This window comes from Lysinibacillus irui (assembly GCF_028877475.1).
In the GTDB taxonomy this organism is placed as follows: domain Bacteria; phylum Bacillota; class Bacilli; order Bacillales_A; family Planococcaceae; genus Lysinibacillus; species Lysinibacillus irui.
The window spans coordinates 2,541,884-2,563,375 of the sequence record NZ_CP113527.1; the positions used below are offsets into that span (position 1 = coordinate 2,541,884).

At 37.2% G+C, this 21,492-nt stretch carries 19 protein-coding genes; 6 read left to right on the forward strand and 13 right to left on the reverse strand.

The window, feature by feature from the left end; translation table 11 throughout:
• The first annotated feature begins 10 nt into the window (after positions 1-10).
• Entirely contained in the window at positions 11-697 is a 687-nt protein-coding gene (locus tag OU989_RS12910; protein ID WP_274793447.1) for an ArsR/SmtB family transcription factor, read from the forward strand.
• 27 nt (positions 698-724) lie between these two features.
• Here the strand turns inward: OU989_RS12910 and OU989_RS12915 are convergent, their stop codons facing one another.
• The 10 genes from OU989_RS12915 to OU989_RS12960 all read right to left on the reverse strand — a co-directional run bounded on the left by OU989_RS12915 (position 725) and on the right by OU989_RS12960 (position 11,186).
• Positions 725-1,591, reverse strand: a complete 867-nt coding sequence (locus OU989_RS12915; RefSeq protein WP_274793448.1) for a DMT family transporter — start codon at positions 1,589-1,591, stop codon at positions 725-727.
• Between the two features lie 500 nt (positions 1,592-2,091).
• Positions 2,092-2,880, reverse strand: coding sequence for a lipid II flippase Amj family protein (locus OU989_RS12920; protein WP_274797343.1), 789 nt, complete (start codon positions 2,878-2,880; stop codon positions 2,092-2,094).
• A 158-nt stretch (positions 2,881-3,038) separates the two neighbouring features.
• Entirely contained in the window at positions 3,039-3,536 is a 498-nt protein-coding gene (locus OU989_RS12925; RefSeq protein WP_274793449.1) for a kinase, read from the reverse strand.
• A gap of 15 nt (positions 3,537-3,551) precedes the next feature.
• The gene (locus OU989_RS12930; protein WP_274793450.1) at positions 3,552-4,817 is read right to left on the reverse strand and encodes an MFS transporter; all 1,266 of its coding nucleotides are present in this window, start codon (positions 4,815-4,817) and stop codon (positions 3,552-3,554) included.
• 278 nt (positions 4,818-5,095) lie between these two features.
• On the reverse strand, positions 5,096-6,283 hold the full coding sequence (locus tag OU989_RS12935; RefSeq protein WP_274793451.1) for an MFS transporter: 1,188 nt from the start codon (positions 6,281-6,283) through the stop codon (positions 5,096-5,098).
• 372 nt (positions 6,284-6,655) lie between these two features.
• Positions 6,656-7,525: a metal ABC transporter permease gene (locus OU989_RS12940; protein ID WP_274793452.1), complete on the reverse strand. Its 870-nt coding sequence runs from the start codon at positions 7,523-7,525 to the stop codon at positions 6,656-6,658.
• Positions 7,522-8,394: a metal ABC transporter permease gene (locus tag OU989_RS12945; RefSeq protein ID WP_274793453.1), complete on the reverse strand. Its 873-nt coding sequence runs from the start codon at positions 8,392-8,394 to the stop codon at positions 7,522-7,524. Before OU989_RS12945 ends, OU989_RS12940 begins: the two co-directional genes overlap by 4 nt.
• Positions 8,395-8,406: 12 nt before the next feature.
• Positions 8,407-9,135 (reverse strand): metal ABC transporter ATP-binding protein, encoded by a 729-nt coding sequence (locus OU989_RS12950; protein WP_274793454.1) that lies wholly within the window; start codon positions 9,133-9,135, stop codon positions 8,407-8,409.
• A 10-nt stretch (positions 9,136-9,145) separates the two neighbouring features.
• Entirely contained in the window at positions 9,146-10,060 is a 915-nt protein-coding gene (locus tag OU989_RS12955) for a metal ABC transporter solute-binding protein, Zn/Mn family (RefSeq protein ID WP_274793455.1), read from the reverse strand.
• 493 nt (positions 10,061-10,553) lie between these two features.
• Positions 10,554-11,186 (reverse strand): TetR family transcriptional regulator, encoded by a 633-nt coding sequence (locus tag OU989_RS12960; protein WP_404809689.1) that lies wholly within the window; start codon positions 11,184-11,186, stop codon positions 10,554-10,556.
• A gap of 137 nt (positions 11,187-11,323) precedes the next feature.
• Between OU989_RS12960 and OU989_RS12965 the strand changes: the two genes are divergently transcribed.
• Positions 11,324-12,061: an SDR family NAD(P)-dependent oxidoreductase gene (locus OU989_RS12965; protein WP_274793457.1), complete on the forward strand. Its 738-nt coding sequence runs from the start codon at positions 11,324-11,326 to the stop codon at positions 12,059-12,061.
• Positions 12,062-12,203: 142 nt separating this feature from the next.
• The gene (locus OU989_RS12970) at positions 12,204-13,232 is read left to right on the forward strand and encodes an S-layer homology domain-containing protein (RefSeq protein WP_274793458.1); all 1,029 of its coding nucleotides are present in this window, start codon (positions 12,204-12,206) and stop codon (positions 13,230-13,232) included.
• Between the two features lie 34 nt (positions 13,233-13,266).
• On the opposite strand, the gene OU989_RS12975 is transcribed toward OU989_RS12970, so the two are convergent.
• Positions 13,267-14,154 carry a LysR family transcriptional regulator gene (locus tag OU989_RS12975; protein ID WP_274793459.1) on the reverse strand — a complete coding sequence of 296 codons (888 nt, stop codon included), beginning with the start codon at positions 14,152-14,154 and terminating at the stop codon, positions 13,267-13,269.
• A gap of 250 nt (positions 14,155-14,404) precedes the next feature.
• Positions 14,405-14,944 carry a flavodoxin family protein gene (locus tag OU989_RS12980; RefSeq protein ID WP_274793460.1) on the reverse strand — a complete coding sequence of 180 codons (540 nt, stop codon included), beginning with the start codon at positions 14,942-14,944 and terminating at the stop codon, positions 14,405-14,407.
• A 403-nt stretch (positions 14,945-15,347) separates the two neighbouring features.
• On the opposite strand from OU989_RS12980, the gene OU989_RS12985 reads away from it, so the two are divergent.
• The 3 genes from OU989_RS12985 to OU989_RS12995 all read left to right on the forward strand — a co-directional run bounded on the left by OU989_RS12985 (position 15,348) and on the right by OU989_RS12995 (position 17,971).
• Complete coding sequence (locus tag OU989_RS12985; RefSeq protein ID WP_274793461.1) at positions 15,348-16,361, forward strand: AraC family transcriptional regulator; 1,014 nt, start codon at positions 15,348-15,350, stop codon at positions 16,359-16,361.
• Between the two features lie 81 nt (positions 16,362-16,442).
• Positions 16,443-17,237 carry an SDR family NAD(P)-dependent oxidoreductase gene (locus OU989_RS12990; RefSeq protein ID WP_274793462.1) on the forward strand — a complete coding sequence of 265 codons (795 nt, stop codon included), beginning with the start codon at positions 16,443-16,445 and terminating at the stop codon, positions 17,235-17,237.
• A 632-nt stretch (positions 17,238-17,869) separates the two neighbouring features.
• Positions 17,870-17,971, forward strand: a complete 102-nt coding sequence (locus OU989_RS12995) for a DUF3221 domain-containing protein (protein ID WP_274793463.1) — start codon at positions 17,870-17,872, stop codon at positions 17,969-17,971.
• 106 nt (positions 17,972-18,077) lie between these two features.
• On the opposite strand, the gene OU989_RS13000 is transcribed toward OU989_RS12995, so the two are convergent.
• Positions 18,078-21,311: a collagenase gene (locus OU989_RS13000; protein ID WP_274793464.1), complete on the reverse strand. Its 3,234-nt coding sequence runs from the start codon at positions 21,309-21,311 to the stop codon at positions 18,078-18,080.
• Positions 21,312-21,492 lie beyond the last annotated feature (181 nt).

Sequence of the window (21,492 nt, forward strand, 5' to 3'; positions counted from 1 at the left end):
ATTGTGACATATGGGAATTAATCCAAACATGGCTGAAGTTGCATCACTACTCGGCGATACATCAAGAGCCACCATCCTTGCTAGTATGATGGACGGCCGTTTCCATACTGCTAGTGAACTGGCATATATGGCTGCCATCAAACCTCAAACTGCTAGCTTTCATCTTGCTAAATTAATTGAAGGTAAGCTGATAAAAGTTGAAAAACAGGGCCGACACCGTTATTTTCAATTAGCTGGTGAAGATATTGCTCAATTTTTGGAGTCTTTCTTAGCCATCTCACCTCCACCAGAGGTCCGTTCTTTAAAACAATCGAGCCAAATGAAATTATTACAGGATGCTCGCACTTGCTATGATCATTTAGCAGGTAAATTAGGAGTCCAATTAACGGAAGCCTTGACGGATGCAGGTTATATAAAATTAGAGGATAAGCAATTTGTCTTAACAGATGAAGGCACTTTATTTTTCACTACATTTGGGCTTGATTTAGCTGCTGTAAAAAGAAAAAGACGCTCCTTTTCTCATGCCTGCTTAGATTGGAGTGAACGACGATACCATTTGGCTGGTGCACTTGGTAGCGAACTATTAAACCAATTATTGAGCCTCGGCTGGCTTACACGAGTACCTTCTATTCGCGCCATCAAAGTGACAGAGAAAGGTAGGACAGGTTTTAAAGAGATATTCCAAATAGATTGCTAACAAAATAGAGGGCTAAGAGGTTATCTCCTAGCCCTTTTCTTTACTAAACGTCCGATTGACTAAATAAATGCCACTAATGATAAACAACCCGCCCATAACGAGTGATTGTTTTAGCGGTTCGTTTAATAACACCCAGCCTGTTAACACGCCAAAAAAAGGAGCTAAAAATAAATAGGCACTTGTTTTCCCTGGATCACTATTTTGAAGAAGATAGTACCACCCTGCAAATTGAATGATGGAAGAAAGAAGGCTAAGCCATAACAAAAGTAAGATGGACTGCTGATGAACAATAAAGAATGGTTGCTCTAGCAAGGTGCTACCTAGCAAAAGGAGTACTCCTCCAAATAGCATTTGATAGGCTGATAGAACCCAAGTATCAAATAATACGCCCCATTTTTTCACTAATAGGGTCGCAATGGCCCAAAAAATTGCTGAAAGAAGCCCAAAAAGAATACCCATCTTTAATTCAAAATGAGCCCCCATGGTAATAATCACCCCTATTAAGCCAAGCAAAACGCCTATCCATTGATAGAAGCGGTAACGTGCTTTCATAAAAATGGTGGCAAATATCACAACGAATAAGGGATTTGTAAAGGTTAAAATAGAAGATTCACTGGCTGTAATCGTGCGAAGACTTAAAAAAATGCACCCCATGACACCAGCTGTTTGAAACGACCCAATGATACAAAGCTTGAACCATTCTTCCTTTGAAGCAGGATGTGGCCTTTTAAAGATCCTAACAACAACAGCCATAATTATACCTGCCAGTATAAATCGAAAGGCAGCCAATAATAAAGGCGAAGAATACACTAATCCTATTTTTACGATGGCAAATGATGAACCCATTAAAAAGGTTGTTATCACTAATAAAGCAATAAATTGATAGTTTTTCATAACTAGCTCCTCACATAATTTAATCTTGCTATATGCTAATTATAAACAGATAGTATTTCAACACTCATCGAAGTATGGATTACATTTTAAAGTTTTTGTGAATGGCATTACTTTTATATTTAGAGGAGGATTGCGATATATTATAGAGCCAAACAGCCGCGTAGTAGCTTGTTACTGCCCTTGCTTTTTAATGTCGCGTTCAAGATTATCACTTTAGGTGACCATTACTAATGACAATATTATTCTGCCTCTCACTAGTATTGTGTCTTGCAGGATCGTTTTGCCAAGTTGAATTATGTACCTACCCTGGAAATGAAAGATTTTGTAAGAATCAAAAAATCTTACCTCTAAAAATGAAGAGATAAGATTTTTTACTTTAATTTTCCATAAACGTCCTTACAATTTCTTGTGGATTTGTATGGTGTAAATATTGTCCCCATCCTATGTGATGACTTTCGAGTGTTTACCTGCTCTTCATGTAGTATGAGGGTGTTTTTTTGTTAAGCAATCAGCTTGGCAAACCACGCAACATAATGAGCACCAGGAATCAATAATAACTGTGCCACAATCGTTCCTAAAAATCGGGAAAACATCATCATAACGGAAGCTTTCTTTAAATCAATATAACTTCCTCTTTTATTGATGACATCATCGGCAAGAATAGAAATTTTAGGGTCAATGAATAAAATCAAAAGGATTGTCGCTATGCCATTAATTAATCCAGACGCCATAACCGCAGTGGTCTTTAATTCAGGTACTAATAAAGTGGCGTACAAAGCAGATAAAACCCCAATAGTATAGATGGCCGTAATGATAATATTAATGACAAATAATTTAATTGGTATATCTCGTAAGCTGATGCCTTTTAGATAGGTAAAACGAGGTTTATGAATATGCTTTACACCTCGTCGCACATATTCAAGCGTAAAGCCTTTTTTCAACAATGCTGGGATTGAACCCCTCTCGTCAGCCAAATGGACAATGGCCCTTGAAAAAATGGCTACAAAGGTAGGGATTAATAAGATTCCTACTAGTGTGCCAAATGATGCCGCTCCTATAATCATTCGAAACTGATATTCGACATGTGTCAAAGCAGTATCAACAGGTGCAGTATCAACTAGGCTTCCTGTAAATGGCTGTTGCATCATATTTGCTAGTCTCGACACCATCACCATCACATTAAAAAGAGATAAAGCTGACGCTAGTAATCTGACCCGTGCTCCTGATAAACGTACTGCATAAGCAAGCGTTTCAATAGCATGAATGATTAAAATGAATAAAGCAATCATGATTAATTTTTCTGTTATTAAATCCACATCAATACCTACTCTGAGCTTTCTAACGATTTAACATTGTGACGCTTTTCCCTTCAAAGTAGTTCCAATTGAAAAAATCTTACCCTAAGAATGATCAGGGTAAGACCTAAATACCGTTCTATCCATATTAATTACTTCTGTAGCTGCTTTAAAATTAGTTTTAATATATCTTCCTGTGACATATCATTCGTCAACAGCGTTTCACCAGCGACGCCAAGATAATCTTTCGGATGCCACCACGTACGTAATGAATCTTCTCCGAACTCATTCTTTTTGGCTCTAGAATGATGACGACTAACAGTTTCCTCAAAAGTTAAATCGAAATAATACGCAAAGGCTTTTTGATCATAAAATTGGATTAAGTTTTTCAGCATATCTCCGTAACGACTTTCATTCAATATTCCCTCTACAATGACAAATTTGCATCGACCTTTCCCATATTCCGCGATTTGGCGAATTAACTCAATGGAAAGGTTCCCTTCTCTGTCATGAACTTTTAACATATCACGACGGACCACATCCTGTGGGACCACAAGCGTGCCATGTCCAAGATGATGTTGAAGACTTTTAGCGATTGTCGTTTTGCCACTGCCAGAATTTCCTCGAATGATAATTAGATTAGATGCCAATTTCTTCTCTCCTTTTTAAGCCGCTCTTCTCGACCAAATAACTACAGGAATAAGTACTAGAGACAATAGCCCTCCCGCTAAGGATAATGCTGCATAGCTTGCATTCGCCACTACCATACCGGATAGCGCCCCACCTGATGCACCTGCCAATGCAACCAAGACATCCATTTTTCCTTGTGTTTTTGCACGTATGGAAGGCTCTGTCGCATCGACGATTTGAGCTGTCCCACTAATTAAACCGAAATTCCAACCCAATCCGAGTAAAGAAAGTGCCACAATGAGTAACACCATCGAATCGCTCGGTGCAAACGCGGCCACTAAACCAGCAAATAGCAGTGTAATACCTGAGGCAATACTCATAGCTGTCCGTCCAATTTTATCGACAAGGATACCTGTAATGAGTGAAGGAAGATACATGGAACCTACATGAAACCCGATAACAATGCCTACCTCTGCTAAACCATGGCCATGATGTTTCATATGTACTGGTGTCATCGTCATAATCGCAACCATGACAATTTGCGTTAAAACCATAACCGTTGCCCCTACTGCTAGGCCTTTTTTATTGCCTGATGTTTGCATGGCTGGTGTTTTATTTGCTTTAATTTTGTGCTTGTGTGCTTCAATAGCTTTGGCAATTTCTAAAGGATCAGGACGTAACATGATAAATAGCACAAGTCCAGCGGCAATAAAAGCAACTGCAGATAAAATAAAAGGACCCGCAAGAGCTGGAATACCAATAGATAATGCCACTTTTCCCATTACTTCGACTAAGTTCGGACCTAGTACAGCACCGAATGTTGTCATGAGCATAGTCGTGCTAATCGCTGTAGCTCGTTGTTTATCATTGGCTAAATCTGTCCCAGCATAGCGGGCCTGTAAATTGGTCGCCGTGCCTGCACCATAGATTAATAGAGCAGCAAACAATACAATTACATTATTTAGCAAAGCAGCTAGAACAACACCTATTGCACCTAGTCCACCTACTATAAAACCAGTTGATAAGCCTGTACGACGGCCATATCGCTGTGATATTTTTCCTACAATGAAAGCCGCTCCTGCTGATCCTAACGTAAATAAGGCAGATGGTACACCCGCATAGGCATCCGTTCCCAGCATTTGTTGAGCTAATAAGGCACCTACTGTAATACCTGCCGCAAGACCAGCACCACCAAAAATTTGGGATAGACTGACAACCATTAATACACGCTTATACAAGCTTTTCAGTTTTTCAGGTGAATCAATATAGGACGCTATTGCCTCTTGATTTTTTCCATCCATTCTTTAACCTACTTTCTTTAAATCTACATATCGTACCTTGCTAGCTTTAGAAGGTAGCTATCTCATCGCTGCTTTTCTATCCATATTGGAAGCCTACTCAAGGTACTTTATGTTTATAAGATGATAAGATGACTTTAATCTACTTTAATATGGTTTTACCATTGTCCCACATTAAATGAAGAAGGAACTGTCTGGTAGACAGCTCCTTTTTATCTGCCCTCATCAGTATACCACTATGGGTATTTCGCTTGAAGAAGCAGAGCAAGAATGACACGAAATTAATAGGCATGCATAACGACTTTCTTTTTCTTTGAGTAAAACAAAAAAGTAGTTGTTAAGCTTAGGCTAATAATCCCAAAAACAAGCCCCATGCCATTTAAGCCGATTAAATCGAGCATCATACCCGTCGACAACAGGACGATTTGAAAGACAACCGAATCAATCATATTTCGGAAGGAGAAAAAGCGCCCATGGAACTGTTTCGGTACTTGTTTCTGGAAAATAACCATTGTTGTTGGGAAAAAACAACCAACGGAAAAACCAAAGACTCCAAAGGCTACTAAGGCAAAAAATTGAATATCTGCTAGTAACAGCATGAGCTCCATTGATCCGATAATAAAGGCTAATGAAAAGAGCAGTGTACCCAATTGTACACGTTCAGCAATGATTTTTAAGCCCGCCGCTCCTAGCATAAAGCCGATACCTTCCACTGTGTATAACAATCCTGAAATGGTCGTCGATTGATGTATTTCTGAAATTTTCATAATGACTAAATTAAATGAACCTAAAAATAAAGTTGGAATTAACATTAAGACAAGCGTCATGAGAACTATTGGGTGCTCTTTCACCATCAGCAACACTTCTTTAAAATTCCCTTTTTCTTTATTTGACATTGTTTCATTGGACGTTTCATTCAATTGCAGTAAGCTTGTAATGGCAAACATGACCACGTAGACAATAAATGAAATAATATATAACCATTTTAATTCAAAAAAACTCAACATAAATCCTGCTGCTGCCGTACCTACGATCCTCGAAATGGTTCTTGCATTCATTTGCCAAGCATTCAGCGTAATTAAATCTTGTTCTTTCGCAATCATTGGGATAATAGATTGCAAGGCTGGCATATAAAACGCTGCTGCTATTTGCAAGGTAATTAAAAATAGAATCATCCAAATAACTGAATTGGTATAAAGAGCTGTAAACATAAATAAAACACTGACGATTCGTCCAATACTGGCCATTTGGACAACCGTTTTTTTCTTTGATTGGTCAATAATTCGACCTGCCATTGGACCGACAACTAAGCCCGCTAAAATACCACAAGAAATAATTAGTGATTTGTGAAAGTCTGACGGTACTACCTCTTGCATAAAGGCTAGATTGCCGATAATACCAGCCCATAGGCCGAGACCGACGACAAATTCACCTAATAAAATAATCCAAACGTTTCTATTTCTCCACATGCTGTTCTCCTTGTTGTTTCAATAAAATTTATCGTAACAAAATTTTAAATATTCGTACATATAAATATAGAAAAAATTGTTAGTTAAAATGCCATTCCTTCCCTTTCTAGCATTTCTTAACGAGTATACTATTTTTCCTATGAGGAATACTCATCCTAAAGTTTGAACTTGTAAGCTAAATAGAAAAAACATCGTTTGATGGACGCTCAAACGATGTTTCATGTTGTTAAAAAAGAATTTTGTCACGAGTGAGAATCGAGGCAAAGGATTGATTGTTGGTCCATCCGTACAAGGGCTCCCAATGAAGTTGTTTGCAGTTAGTGAACACCCTTTTTCACCTTTCATAAAAATGCTATTGATTGTTTATTGTCTTTACGGCATGTCTAATTTATGAACTAGTGCTTTTTTTCTTCGGTCGATTATTTTTTGGCTGACGAAGGTAACGATAAAGACAAACCCGACTGTTGTCGCCATCATTCCAGCTATCGAAGTATCCCAAAACTTTGCTAAATAATAGCCTATCACAGAGGCTGTAGCGCCGAAGAGCATGCTATAGATAAACATTTGCTTAATTGTCTTACTGATTAAATAAGAGGTGGCTGCAGGACCTATTAACATAGCAACTACTAAAATCGCTCCTACACTATCAAAGGCCGCTACAGTAGTGAACGAAATGGATGTCATAAAGCCGTAATGAAGAAGGACAACAGGAACCCCAATCGTTGCAGCATACACAGGATCAAAAGTAGCAAGCTTCATTTCTTTAAAGAATAATAGCAGGAATATACTGTTAATCATGAGGACCAGTAATAACATCCATACAGCTTTAGGCATCGCTAGACCAAGCACTGTCCATTGATCCCAAGGAACAAAGGCAATTTCCCCCATTAAGACATGTTCGACATCTAAATGGACATTGCCTGCAAACAAGGTGATAAGGAGGACACCAGCCGCAAACAAGGATGTAAATACCACCCCTATCGCCGCGTCTTCCTGAATCCCAGAGGAATGCAATAGTTGTACGAGATAAGCTGTTAACACCCCTGCAACTGCTGCACCTACAAGCATCCAAAAGCCATTTAATGTTTGGGTAATCAGGTAGGCCATCACAATGCCAAAGAGCACCGTATGACTAATGGCATCTGCTATCATGGACATGCGACGTAAGATTAGGAAAACACCAGCAATGCCACATGTAACACCAACTAATAGTCCCGTGAAGATAACCCAAAATTCAATCATCCTATATCACCCTGCTTTCGAAATTGCATTTTTCTACGATATTTACTAATTTGACCAGTTGGGCTGATAAAATAGGAAATAAAGAATATTCCTGCTGCAACTAAAACGATAATCGGGCCTGTCGATAATCCCGTCCGAATCGCACTAATAAAGGAACCAGTTATACCAGCGATCCCTCCAATCGCGGCACTCAAGATGAGCATCGTACTTAATTTCTTCGTCCAAAGCTTGGCACTTGCAGCAGGAATAATTAATAAAGCCGACATTAAGATGACACCCACCGCTTGGATTCCTGTTACAATCGTCATAACAATTAACACTGTTAACGTTGCCTTTAAAGCCTCAATCGGTAAGCCAATTCCCTTTGCATAGACAGGATCAAAAATAAGTAGCTTCCATTCCTTATAGAACAAGAGACTGACTAAAATAATGATGCTTGCACTAATAAAGAGCCACATTAAATCGGCCTTGGTCATCGTCGCCGCTTTCCCAAAAATAAAATTATTCAGACCGCTCTGATTACCGATTGGACTACGGTTAACAACTGTTAAAAATACAACCCCAATACCAAAGAATACTGTAAGGACTAAGCCAATAGCCGCATCTGCTTTCATTTTTAAAAACGATACAATCCATTGTATACAATAAACTGATAATGCAGATGTAATGCCCGCTCCCAGCATTAAAATCGGTAATTCCTTTTGTCCTGTTAACAGGAATGCGAGCGCAATACCTGGTAATGCTGCATGGGCCGCAGCATCACCAACTAGGCTTTGTTTTTGCAGGAAGGAGAATGTGCCTGTGATGCCAGCAGCAATGCCAAGTAACATCGTTCCACTCAGTACCCACAATAAGTTACCACTTAACATAGTGCCCCCTCCTTATACATGCTGCATCATGAACAGTTTACCACCGTATGTTTTTTGTAATTGCTCTGGTGTAAATACATCTTCTGTTGCACCCGATGCTAAAATGGTTTTGTTTAATAAAATCGTATAATCAAAATATTCTTTGACGGTTTGAAGATCATGGTGCACAACAAAAATACTTTTCCCTTGTGCCTTTAACTCTTTCAAAATATCAATAATCGTTTTTTCTGTCGCAGCATCTACCCCTGCAAATGGCTCATCTAGGAAGTAAATATCGGCGTTTTGTGCAAGGGCTCTTGCAAGAAATACACGCTGTTGCTGACCTCCTGAAAGTTGCCCAATGGAACGCTCTGCAAAGTCTAGCATCCCAACACTAGCTAATGCTTGACGGGCAACCATTTTATCTTGCTTGGATGGTCTTTTAAATAAACCTGTATGACCATACCGTCCCATCAGCACCACATCCAATGCATTTGTTGGGAAATCCCAATCCACAGCATTGCGCTGTGGGACATAGCCAACAACTAAACTTTTTGGCTCAAACACTTTTCCTAAAATTTCAACCTTTCCTACTTTATTAGGCAGCTGATTTAAGATAGCCTTTAAAAATGTTGATTTGCCTGCACCGTTTGGGCCAATAATGGCAGCTAAATGTCCTTTAGGCACCGTCACACAGGCATTTTCTAATACTGTTTTTTTATCATATGCGACTGATAGATTTTCCACTGTTAATGCATACATCGTCATTCACCTACTTTAATGCATCGACGATTGTGTCGATGTTATGTTGATACATCCCGATATACGTACCTTCTGTTGTACCTTCAGCACCCATCGCATCCGAGAATAGTTCTCCACCGATTACAATGTCGTGCCCCTTTTCTTGAGCCCCTTCAATCACGGCTTTCATCGCTTTATCTGACACACTGGATTCTATAAAAATAGCCTTAATTTTATTTTCTACTAAAAAATCGACCATCTCCTGCACATCTTTGACACCATACTCTGAATCCGTACTAAGTCCTTGCAAGCCACGTACTTCAAACCCTTGACTTCTACCGAAATAGTTGAACGCATCATGTGCTGTTACTAATATCCTTTGCTCTTGTGGTAGTTCATTGACACGATTTTTTGCATAGCTTTGTAAATCCTCCAGTTTCTTTAAATAAACATCTTCATTTGTTTGAAAATCCTCTTTAAATTCAGGATATTCCTCCTGAAGTTGTACACTAATTGCTTTCACAACGCCCTTCCAAAGTTCAATATCAAACCAAATATGCGGATCATGCAACATGGCGTCATTATCACTTGCAAGGAGCAGCTTTTCATCTAATGTCTCTCCCACAGCCAAGACTGTTTTTTCTTTCGCCATTTGTTCAAAAATAGCAAGCATTTGTCCTTCTAGATGTAAGCCGTTGTAAAAAATGACTTCGGCTTTATCTAATTTTGATAAATCACTTTGAGTCGCCTTGTATAAATGAGGATCTACTCCTGGTCCCATTAATGCTGATACTTGTAAATGGTCACCACTAATCTCTTTAATAGCATCTGCAATTTGTCCAGTGGTTGCAACAACAATCCCCTCTTTTTCACCCTCCGCTTCACTTGAACAACCGAATAATAGCAGGGAGAGTGATAGGATGAATACACCTAACCATTGTTTCATTTTTGTACCTCTACTTTCTCTTTTTTAGCGATTGCTTGAAAAAAGCGGGAATGAATATAATAGGCGGACAAGCATCGTTGCCGTTGCTATGTCCGCAATTTTCATAGCCTCCAATATTCATAGCGTCACTCTTTCTCAGCAACCACATTGTTTATATGATTTTCCGAATAAGCTGGCGCCAACTCATCCAGAAAATGATTAATATCATGCCAGCTCCTACTGATTCCGTAAGTTTCCATAGAATTGTAAGAATCAATAAGACAACCATTGGAAGAATCGTCAGCTTGAAATCACCAATTTCTTTCATCCGAGCACTCTTCTTTCTTTAGAGATATTTTGTTTCCCTTAGGAAAAATATATGCTTAAATAAAAGAAAATTCAACTACTTTATTAAAATTTCTTGTAAAAAATTTTTTTCTTAAGGAAAAATTAATTTCGCCCATATAAAAAAAATCCCTAATAAGATCATTAGAGATTTTTTTCAATACTTATTTTACGGTTCCATTTCTTGCGGTTTCCCAATAAATTCAAATGCATAAATATGTGTTTTGGTCAATTCAATAATATCTTTGATTAATGCTTCCTCGGATTTCTCATAGCCACTGGCAATCCACTGCATCATCAATCCATAAAAGCCGTAAGAAGTATAATGCTTGAACATGTCCATATTAACCGGCTGATGATTAATCGTTTCAAATTTAAATTGCTCTTGATAAATTTTTGTAATGGTGAGCGGCATACGTGTATGCAATCCAGGAATTGTATCTTCGACGTTCAATAGCTCGAAAAATAACCGATGCTTGTAAATATAATGAATAATATTGAAAGATGGCGCTTTTAATTTTGTTGTATAAACCTTTTCTCCATACAGATACGGTTCACCTACAGCTACTTCAAGACCTTTCAGCATCAGTTCCAGTAAATTTGCTGCCAGCTCGAATTTATCTTGAAAATGCACATAAAAGGTACTACGGTTATAGCCTGCTCGTTCTACAATATCCTTCACTGTAATCGTTTGGAACCCTTGTATTTTTATTAGCTCGCTAAACGCCTCATAAAAATGGCGGCGCGTTCTTTCCTGTCTTTGTGTCCATTTTGGCACTATTTTTTCCTCCCTTTTAGACATATTGAGCAAATCTGTCTACTAGTTAGACACTTGCGACGACATTAGTGATTGTTTCCGTTTTCAAGCGTTTTACAATAAAAGTACACCGTGATTTACGTAGTGTGCAAGAAAAATTATTCCTAAAGGGAGTGTCATATATGGGGAAATTACAAGATAAAGTCGCAATTATTACAGGTGGTGCTTCTGGTATTGGTGCCGCAACTGCTCAACTCTTTGTTGCAGAAGGTGCAAAGGTAGTACTTGTTGATTTAAATGAAGAAAAAGGCCAAGCATTTGCTGCTCAACTACAAGCAACGGGAGCAGAGGCTATCTTTATTAAAGCAAATGTAACTGATGAACTTGAAGTTGCTTCTATCTATCAAACAACAATCGAGACATTTGGCAAAGTCGATGTCCTTTTTAATAATGCGGGGATTGGTCGTGTTACACCAACAGAAGAGTTACCTTATGCGGAATGGCGCCAAACAGTGAATGTAGATTTAGATGGCGTATTTTTAATGGCGCAAGCTGCCATTAAAGAAATGCTAAAAGCAAACGGCGGTACAATCGTTAATACCGCTTCGATGTATGGATGGGTTGGATCAGCAGGATCAGCAGCCTATAATGCAGCAAAAGGTGGCGTCATTAATTTAACACGTTCATTAGCATTGGAATTTGCTACTCGTGGTATCCGTGTCAATGCGCTATGCCCTGGTTTTATTGATACACCTATTATCCCAGAAGAGAGCAAAGAGTCATTACGTCAAGTAACACCGATGCAACGTTTAGGTCAACCAGAGGAAATGGCAAAAGCTGTTTTATTTATGCTTTGTGACGATTCAACATTTATGACAGGTAACACATTAACAGTAGATGGTGGCTATACAGCCCAATAGATAACTTTAAATAATCGCTTCTTCAGCAGAAGATAGCGATTATTTTTTCTTATAAGGACTATTAATCTTAGAAAAATTTGCAGTTTTTATCCATTTCCTGCAAACTATTAACATAACGAGCAAGAAAGGATGAAGATGACAAATGAAAAAATTAATATGTACATTATTATTTTCCATTCTTATCGTAGGCAGTGCAGGCAATGTACAAGCTGCTAGTTTTAGAGATGTATCAGAGGATCATTATGCCTATGAAGCTATCTTATGGGCAGAGGAATATGATATTGTGAATGGTTTTACTGATGGGACGTTTAAACCAAATGCTACTATTACTGAACAGCAATTAGCCAAACTATTAGCTAATTTTTATGAGCTTGAATCCCCTATCGATGAATTAAAGAAACAAACTCCTTCGGCAAACTGGTCAGATGAATTTTATAACCAGCTCGCTAGCTATGGAGTGCCTTTAAATGGCTATTTCGACAACCGAATTCGAGCAGCTACAGTGAAGCGTGGTGTAGTGGCACAAGCCATTGCTCATTTAGCTAGTGGTAAGAAAGACTTAGATCAATCCATTCAGTTTTTACTCGATTATTATATTTCATCAGGGCAAAATCCACAGTATGAAGACCGTAATTTACAGAAGTTTTATGGGGTGACGAACAATATGACACGTGCCCAAGTAGTCACAATGCTTTACCGCATGGATGAACGAAATTTTTATGAAATCTCCGCAGATGCACAAGCCATACATGATAATGCCAACAATGTATCATTAATGGCAAGAGCGAAAAATGCTCAAAGTCAGCTTGATAAATCTTTGCAACAGGCTACACCTGGGAAAAGTGCCTGGGAAGGTGTCTACACGTATTATTACAAATGGGGTAAGGGTGCCAATGATTTTAACCGCCGCGACGCTGTCATTTCCAACGCTACAAGTAATAGCTTCTCTATTGCTTTAACAGCGAATGATGGAACAGCTTCAGGTAATGTCAATGGAACTGCCACGATAACAAGTAGTACAAAAGCTTTGATGAATAAATCCTCAAATGGCAATCGCTGTGTTGTCGAATTAGAGCGTTTATCCAACAATGCCCTCAAAGTGTCTGAGGTTGATTGCCGGGCAGAGCGTAATGAAGGCACTAATTTCTCTGGAACATTAAAGAAACAATAGCTAGCAAAGGAGTCTGATACATTCAGGCTCTTTTTTAATCCCCAAGCGTTTGATACTTCTGCTTGGCAATAGCAATAAAATCAAGGAGACACGGTGGCAAATCCTTATCTTTATGCCAAGCAATATCTGTATAAATAGGAGCTAGCTTTAATGTGGACGGTATCTCTGTTACAAGTCCCATTGTCAGCTCTTTTTCTACGACCATTTTAGGTAAAAACGTCATCCCTAAGCCTGCGATTACACATTGTTTGATCGCTTCAATACTGGCAAATTCAATCATTTGTAATGGCCTAACCCCTTCTAGTTGAAGCAATGCTTCTAAATGATTTCGATAAGAGCACCCTGTTTCAGTTAACAGCATCGTTTCAAGTGCTAGCTGTTGAGCGGAAAGCGGCTCCATTCTTTCAATAGGTGCACTGACGAAAATAAGCTGCTCTTCAATCAACCGCTGTCGCTGTAGCATTGATGTCTCCTGGTACGTATCTGTTATAAAGGCAACATCTAAATCCCCTACCTGTAATAGCTTTTTAGCAATGTCCGTTGTATGCACTGGCTTAAAAATGATTTTCACATGGGGGTGGACCTGTTGAAATTGCTGTAAAATGCTCGGCAAACGATAGACACATTGGCTTTCCTGTGCTCCCACCTTTAATAGGACTTGCTCCTGCTCGTTGGATATCGCTTTTTTCATTTCACGATCTAGCTCTAGCATTTTTTTGGCATATTGTTGAAGTCGCTTGCCCTCTTCCGTTAGGATAATACGCTTACCAAGACGCTCAAAAAGATTAACACCTAACTCTTGTTCTAATGTTTTTACTTGAGCTGTAATACTTGATTGAGCGTAGTCAAGAAGCTGGGCCGTCTTTGTAAAGCTTAATGTTTCAGCTGCTGTTAAAAACGTTTGAAGCTGCTTTAAATCCATTACTCGAACTCCTTTATCTTTTTTTTCGATAGTTTTTGCCAAAACATTCATCTTTTCCGATAATAAAACTAAGTGTACACTAGTTGGTAGATGGAAGAAAGAAGCTAGCCAATTGAAATTTCGGACGTTCATGCCTTTTCAAATAAAAGAAACGTATTTGGAACCACTATCGTCCAAATACGTTCTTTGTCATCTGCTCAAAAAAATAAATCAAACTATTAGTTATCTGCGTCTCTTTTAAACAAAGAAGCTATTGTAATTCTTTTCGAAGATGTTCTGCTGCAGATATTGCTTTTAGATCTTGAACGATATCGCCTGGTTTATTTCCTTCACCTAGAATATAGCCTGCAAAAGTTGTACCAACAAAGTCAAAGATATGTTGAAATTGCTGAATCATTGGTAAACCTTTGATAGACGGCTCATCCCCTCCAACTGCAATGACATATGCTTTTTTAGAAGACATCAATGCCTTAAAATCAGGATAATTCGGGTCTCTTAAAGATTGGGACCATCGATCAATAAAGTTCTTCATTATTCCTGTCATACTATACCAATAAATAGGGGTAGAAAAAATAAGAATATCATGCGGAAGTATTCGGTCAATGACGGCATTATAATCATCGTTGACATCAGAAAACCCCTCCTCTGCATGACGCTTATCGATTATTGGCTCAATGCTATAATCCTTTAAATAAATTTCTTCAACCATCAAGCCTTGTGTGACTAATTTTGTTAAAGTCTCTACATTCCCATCCGGACGATTTCCACCGTAAATAACTGCTATAGACATGTTTGTTATCCCCGCTTCCTTGAAGTTTTTACTATTGTTCCCCTATGTCTATATCTTATTATGATCATACAAATCGATAAAGATGATTATTTCGATAAAACCAATCGAAAAAAGTGATTTTGTAAATTCCTTTCTTGGCTATTTGAAAAAAGAAAAATACTTCTAGCCTAGTAATCTAGATATGATAAAGTTAACGGAATTGCCAGGAGCTTACCTGCTCTATCAAGCTATCAATAAAAATAAAATTTGTTTTCTAAAAATTTGGCGTACATAGCAAGTTTTTAGTCGCTATTTGCTAGTTACAAGTCGTGATGGAAACGATACTATATAAACTGTCCCGTACAAACACTAAAGACAATAATCACGTATAAACACTACATGCAAATGAATTAAGGAGGTTCAAATGTTGACGTTACAAAGCTCTAATCGTATAAAAATGCCGGTAGGATTTTGGGAAGGCATACGTCAATTAGGGATAGTCCCCCACGACGTAGTTCGAAAAGCACGACTACCACTCACGATCATGAATGAATCAGTAGTCTCCACAATCCAATATTTAGCGATTTGGCAGGCTTATTCTGATCTTATTGACGATACTGCCAAAGGAATGATCAAACTAGCCACTAGCTTTGATTCAAATCATTATCCGCCTACTGTCTTAGTAGCCTACCATGCTCGTGATTATCGTGATGCTCTAAAAAGAATGGCACGGTACAAGCAACTGTGTCCTCCAGAAAGCTTACGTATCACTGAGGAAGGTGAGGATTGTACAATCGATCTAGAATGGTCGTATCCTGGGCAATCCGGTCCCCCTATGCTGGTTGGTATCACACTTGCATTTCTACTTGAGCTTGGACGCCGTGGGACAGGTCAACCTATAACAGCTAAGTTAGTTGAATTTACACATGCAATGGGCGATGTACAGACCCTTGAAGATTATTTCGGTTGTTGTATTCAGATTGGTGCAAAGCGTAACCGGTTGACGTTACATCGAGGAGATCTGGACCGTCACTTTACTTCATATAACTTGGAGTTGTTGGAAATTTTGACCCCTCTTTTGGATCAATCGTTAAATGAACACCAACATAACCGCTCCTTCACCGAGATGGTCAAATGGATGATGAAACGAAGCTTAGCAGGAGGACGCCCTGATATTCAGACAATCGCAAGCGAGTTAGGGATGAGTGATCGTACCTTACAGCGTAGGCTTACTAATGAATGCACGAGCTTTAAACATTTGTTAGCACAAGTTCGACAGGATCAGGCCCGAGCGTATCTAGCTGATCCCTCGCTTGATATGAAAGATATCGCCTTCTTGATTGGTTATGAAGATCAGAACTCGTTCTACCGTGCCTTCCACCTTTGGGAAGGTGATACACCATCAAATTGGCGTGCTAAACATATAGAAACAAACTAGATCATTGGATTTTATAAAAATTTCGAACAAAAATAGGATTTTATTACTTTATAATCATACTAAATAAAGGGGCACTGAATTATGGATATGGGATTAAACAATAAAACTGCATTAGTTACTGGATCAACGAGAGGTATAGGTAAAGCAATTGCTATCGAACTAGCCAAAGAAGGTGTAAATGTACTCATTAATGGGCGAAATTATGAAGAGGTAGAACGCATTGTCAATGAAATTAAATCAGCTTATCCATCGACTTTCCCCAAAAATGCTACAGCTGATATTGCTAATCCTCAGCAAAGAGAAGCTTTATTCGAAAAATATCCAAGTATTGATATTTTAGTTAACAATATGGGTATGTATGAAATAATGCAATACGAAGACGTTGACGATGATACATGGGAAAATTACTTCCGTACTAATGTTCTTGCAGCAAATGGATTATCTAAATTTTACTTACCTAACATGTTGGAAAATAATTTTGGACGCATTATTTTTATTGCAAGTGAAGAAGCCATTATGCCCTCAGGACAAATGCCTCAATATTGCATGACAAAAACAATGCTCTTATCTTTGGCAAAAAGCCTATCAAAATTAACAAAAGGAAGAGAAGTTACAATCAATACAATCATGCCAGGTCCTACACTCTCTGAAAATGTGTATCAAATAATTGATAGTATGTTTCCTAATCAAGGTATGAGTTTTTCAGAGAAAGAGAAAGCATTTATGACGACAAACCTCCCCCAATCTGAAATACAAAGATTTATTAAACCATTTGAAATAGGGAGACTAACTACATTTGTATGTAGTCCTTATGCATCCGCATTTAAAGGATCTCCGATTCGTATGGATGGAGGCATGGTACCGACAATTTTTTAGCATCTTTCACATTTCCCTCAACACTTTAAGGAGAAATAAAGAATACTGATAAATGTTTCTATAAATTTTGTTTACTCTTTTACTATAAAAAATAGTAGTACAAACCTCGGACTAGGTTTGTACTACTGATGTTAGTATGTTTTCTTTACATAATTATGTCATTTGATTTCATCACATTTTGCTTTCTTTAGTATAGTGAGTGTAGATATGGCTACAAATTTGAAAATTGAAAGCAATCGCTATGTCTATCCCTGCTTATTAAGGAAGTAGTACAAATAAAGTCTTTTTATTTTAGTAATATAGAAGCGAGCAACAATAAATTATATTTAATATAAAATAATTAAATAAGGTAGTGATTAGAATTAAGAACATAGTTTCGAAACCTATTATTAACATGGTCTTATTTTTACTTCTTCTTGTTATTTTATATTTCTTAGGTAATGTTAGCCAACTATTATCTAAAGAATATAGCGAAAATGAAATTGGCTATATAGTTATTCAGAAAGGAACAGTCTATTTTATTCAAGGAAAGGACGTTCAACAATCAGATTTAGAGAGTTTCTCTAGTAAAAACTTCATGTACTCAAATCAATTTGAATCAGTTTCAATTTTAAATCGAATTGAAACTTTCTATGAAGGATATTAAAAGTGGCGATAAAGTAAGAATTTGGTACTCTGAAAAGTTGGAGTCAAATCCTGCAAAAATCAAAGTTATTCGAATAGAAAAACTTTGACATAAAGTTTATAGCCAAAATATATTCCATTTTTCGTTTATTTCTTTTATTTATTAGTATGTTAGTTAGCAACAGTCTAGAAGGAATGAATGCTTTCCATATATAATTATTGGATATGAACCGTATATGTCCCGTTTTCATTATTATATTTATAAATATATAAATAATACTTTCCTGGTACTGCATTAAATTTACCTTTTATATTATTTTCATCTTCCTGTCCAAATGATGCGAAATTTTGCATATCTGACTCATGGTGAAGCACCCATGTCATGCCAATTTGATTTTCATTTAGGACAGAAATATCTATCTCTTTTGGTGATGTCACATCAAATTGGTATACATCTGTATTATCATCATCCATTAAGCTCCCTTTTAGGGGCTTATTAAATGGAATGATTGTCGCTTCCTCGGGACGATTGTTTGGTTCTATCTCTGTTTCTGTTTGTGCTTCATTTTGGACATTAACTGTATATGTCCCATTTTCATTAGCAAATTTATAAATATATAAAAAATACTTTCCAGGTTCAGCTTTAAGTTTACCATTTATACTATTTCCATCTTCCTGTCCAAAAGATACATAATTTTGCATATCAGACTCATGATAAAGCACCCACGTCATGCCAATTTGATTTTCATTTAAGACTGCAATATCTATTTCTTCTGAAGACGTTACGTCAAACTGATACACATCAGTATCATGATCAATCAAGCTACCTTTTAGGGGCTTATTAAATGGAATGATTGTCGCTTCTTCGGGATGATTATTCTCTGTTTCTGTTCCCTTCCTTACAGTGACAATTGTATAAGCTTTACTTTCTATTTCTTTATCATTTTTCACGGTTAATGTCACATTGTATGTTCCTTCTTTTTCGTATAGATGAGTAGGGTTTGCTTCATCACTTGTATCTCCATCGCCAAAATCCCAAAGATAGGAAACTATTTCTCCATCATTATCTTTTGAACCATCGCTTTTAAACTCAATTTTTTCATTTTTGATGCCAGTATAAGGGCCATTTATTTTAACAAACGGGCCTTGATTATCTCCTTCATCCGTCGCAACGCCGTGGAAAACAATATCATATTCAAACTGGTTTGCTGCATTCACACGGTAGTTCACAAAATATGCTGTCATTGTTTTAAAGCCGCTCCACTCTTTTTCCGACAATTGATCAAGTACTTGGTTCACTTGTTTACTCATCGTTTTCCAATCATGAGATTCTCCCTTTGTATTGCCCCCTACAAACGTACCTTCAAGTGTAAATGTATTGAAAAAGTGCGACTGATGTTTTGTCATTTTAACATCTTTGATGTTAGCAATATCCACGATTTCTTGCTCTACTTCTTTTAAAGCTTTCGGTTGATGTTGTACTAAATAATCTTCTGATACTTGTGGTACCTCATATTTTTCTTGATTATCAATCAAATTCTGCATATAGGCTTGGTATTCTAAATTTAGCAGTGGATCTTTACTTAAAGTCTCACGATACGCATCATAATTTTTCACATCATTTGCACGAATTAAATCTTGAATCTTATCCAATGTATCAAATTGATGATGGTACATATAAGACTGGAGTGCGTATGAATAATTATAAAAATCCCATGATCCATATTTTGCAAACATTGTTTGTTCTGCTGTGTAGCGTTGTGATGGATCATCTGATAATCCACTAATAATACTCTTACGTGGAACAATATCATTTGTACGCGTTGATCCCGCAAAGAATTCTGCATTTCCTTCTTGGAACCATGTTAGTCGTTCATTTTGATACATATCTCCAATCCCGAATAAACCTGGAACCTCGTACCTAGCCTGTAAATAATGTGTAAATTCATGGCGGAACAACTCTTCTAAACTATAAATGCTTTGCTGTGCCGTACGTTCATAAGTAAAAAATGTTCCATTCTCTTCAATATAAATTCCACCATTATTGGTTTCATATCCATACAATTGACGGTTTAAAAGATATTCATCTGGGGAGTTATAAATTACAACTGTTATTATCTCATCAGCATTTCCTGGTTCTAATGCTTTATCATTGCCAATTACACGATGATATTGTGCTTTTACTTCTTTTGCAGCCCAGTATAATCGTTGAACTTTGTCATCTGTTACTTGATCTCCTGTTTTAAATACAATTGATCCATCATCAAACGTATATGTTTTCGGTAGATACTGCTTCTTTCCTTCTTCACGTACTTTCTGCAAATCTACTGGATTTCCACTATAATCCTTTCCATGGTAATTTGTAGCTATTTGCTCTACAGCTACAAAATAAGCATCACTTAAATATGGATACATATGCATTGCTTCTGTAACAATTTCTAAACCTTTATTAGGGTTACTGTGAAATACACCTAAACGCCCTGCATAATAAATACCATTAGTGATTAACCAACTATTGCTTTTTGTTACATTATGTAATAGTGCTATTTTATTAACCTCATTTATGAAGCTATCTATTTGTCCATACCACATTGTTGTATTAGCTTCTTTACGAGCATCATGCAAATACGACTGCAAATCAAAATCAATCCCATGCATTAAATCGTATATAGCTTGTCCTTTTGAATACTCGCCTTCATATGTAGAAAGATTGTCGTTATACTGTTTTAAAATGTTCGCAGCATATTGAATTGTATCCGCGTCACTAGAAGCATTCCCTATAAGTTTCCCATAGGCAGATATTACTTTGTCTTGCTCAGCTGTACCAAGTTTAAAGTTTGGATTGTTAGCTATTTCTTTTAATGCTGGTAAACACTTATCATGGAAACTGCGATCATTTAAATAAGATAGTTCGTTATTATAAAATCCAACATAAAAAGCCGAACGCAATAGTTCTACAAATGTTTCAATACCTTTTGAATCCTCTTTCGTAAAAGAACCCCCTCTTTTTCCCAATTCATTAATAATAACTTGCATGCGTTCTTCATTTTGATAAAAAACTTTTGTTTCCTCACTGTATTCGAATAAATCTGTAATTTGATACCACTGAATAGTGCCCAAGGTATTCATGAGCTCACTATCACTCATTCTATTAAGCTCTGCCATCGAATACTTTTCTTGCAAATACTGCGAGTTAGCACGTTCTAAAGTTTGACCCTGCTGTTGCGATAAACTTTCTATTTCAAGCCGTTTTTCAAATGATAATGTTGCATCAGTTTGTGTGGTATGTGCAATGTCATCTTTCGGCGTTTCTATACCAGCAGGTTTCATTTGTAATACATGATAAGGCGTTTTTTCTGCTGCTGATACTTCCGCTTGCAACCCTCCTAACGAAAGTGCCAATGTACTAATCCCAATTAACACTTGATTCATTTTAAAACTCTTATTCATAATATGCCCTCCTATAGTACTACATTGATTATCTAATAATATTTTCCTTATTTAGTACAATATTACCTATATAAAAGTAACATATTATGTAAAAATATCAATAAAAAAATGGTTATATTTAGGAATATCCCCTTGTATAATTTGAAAACTTTAGACACAATTACACTAAAAAAGCAATGTC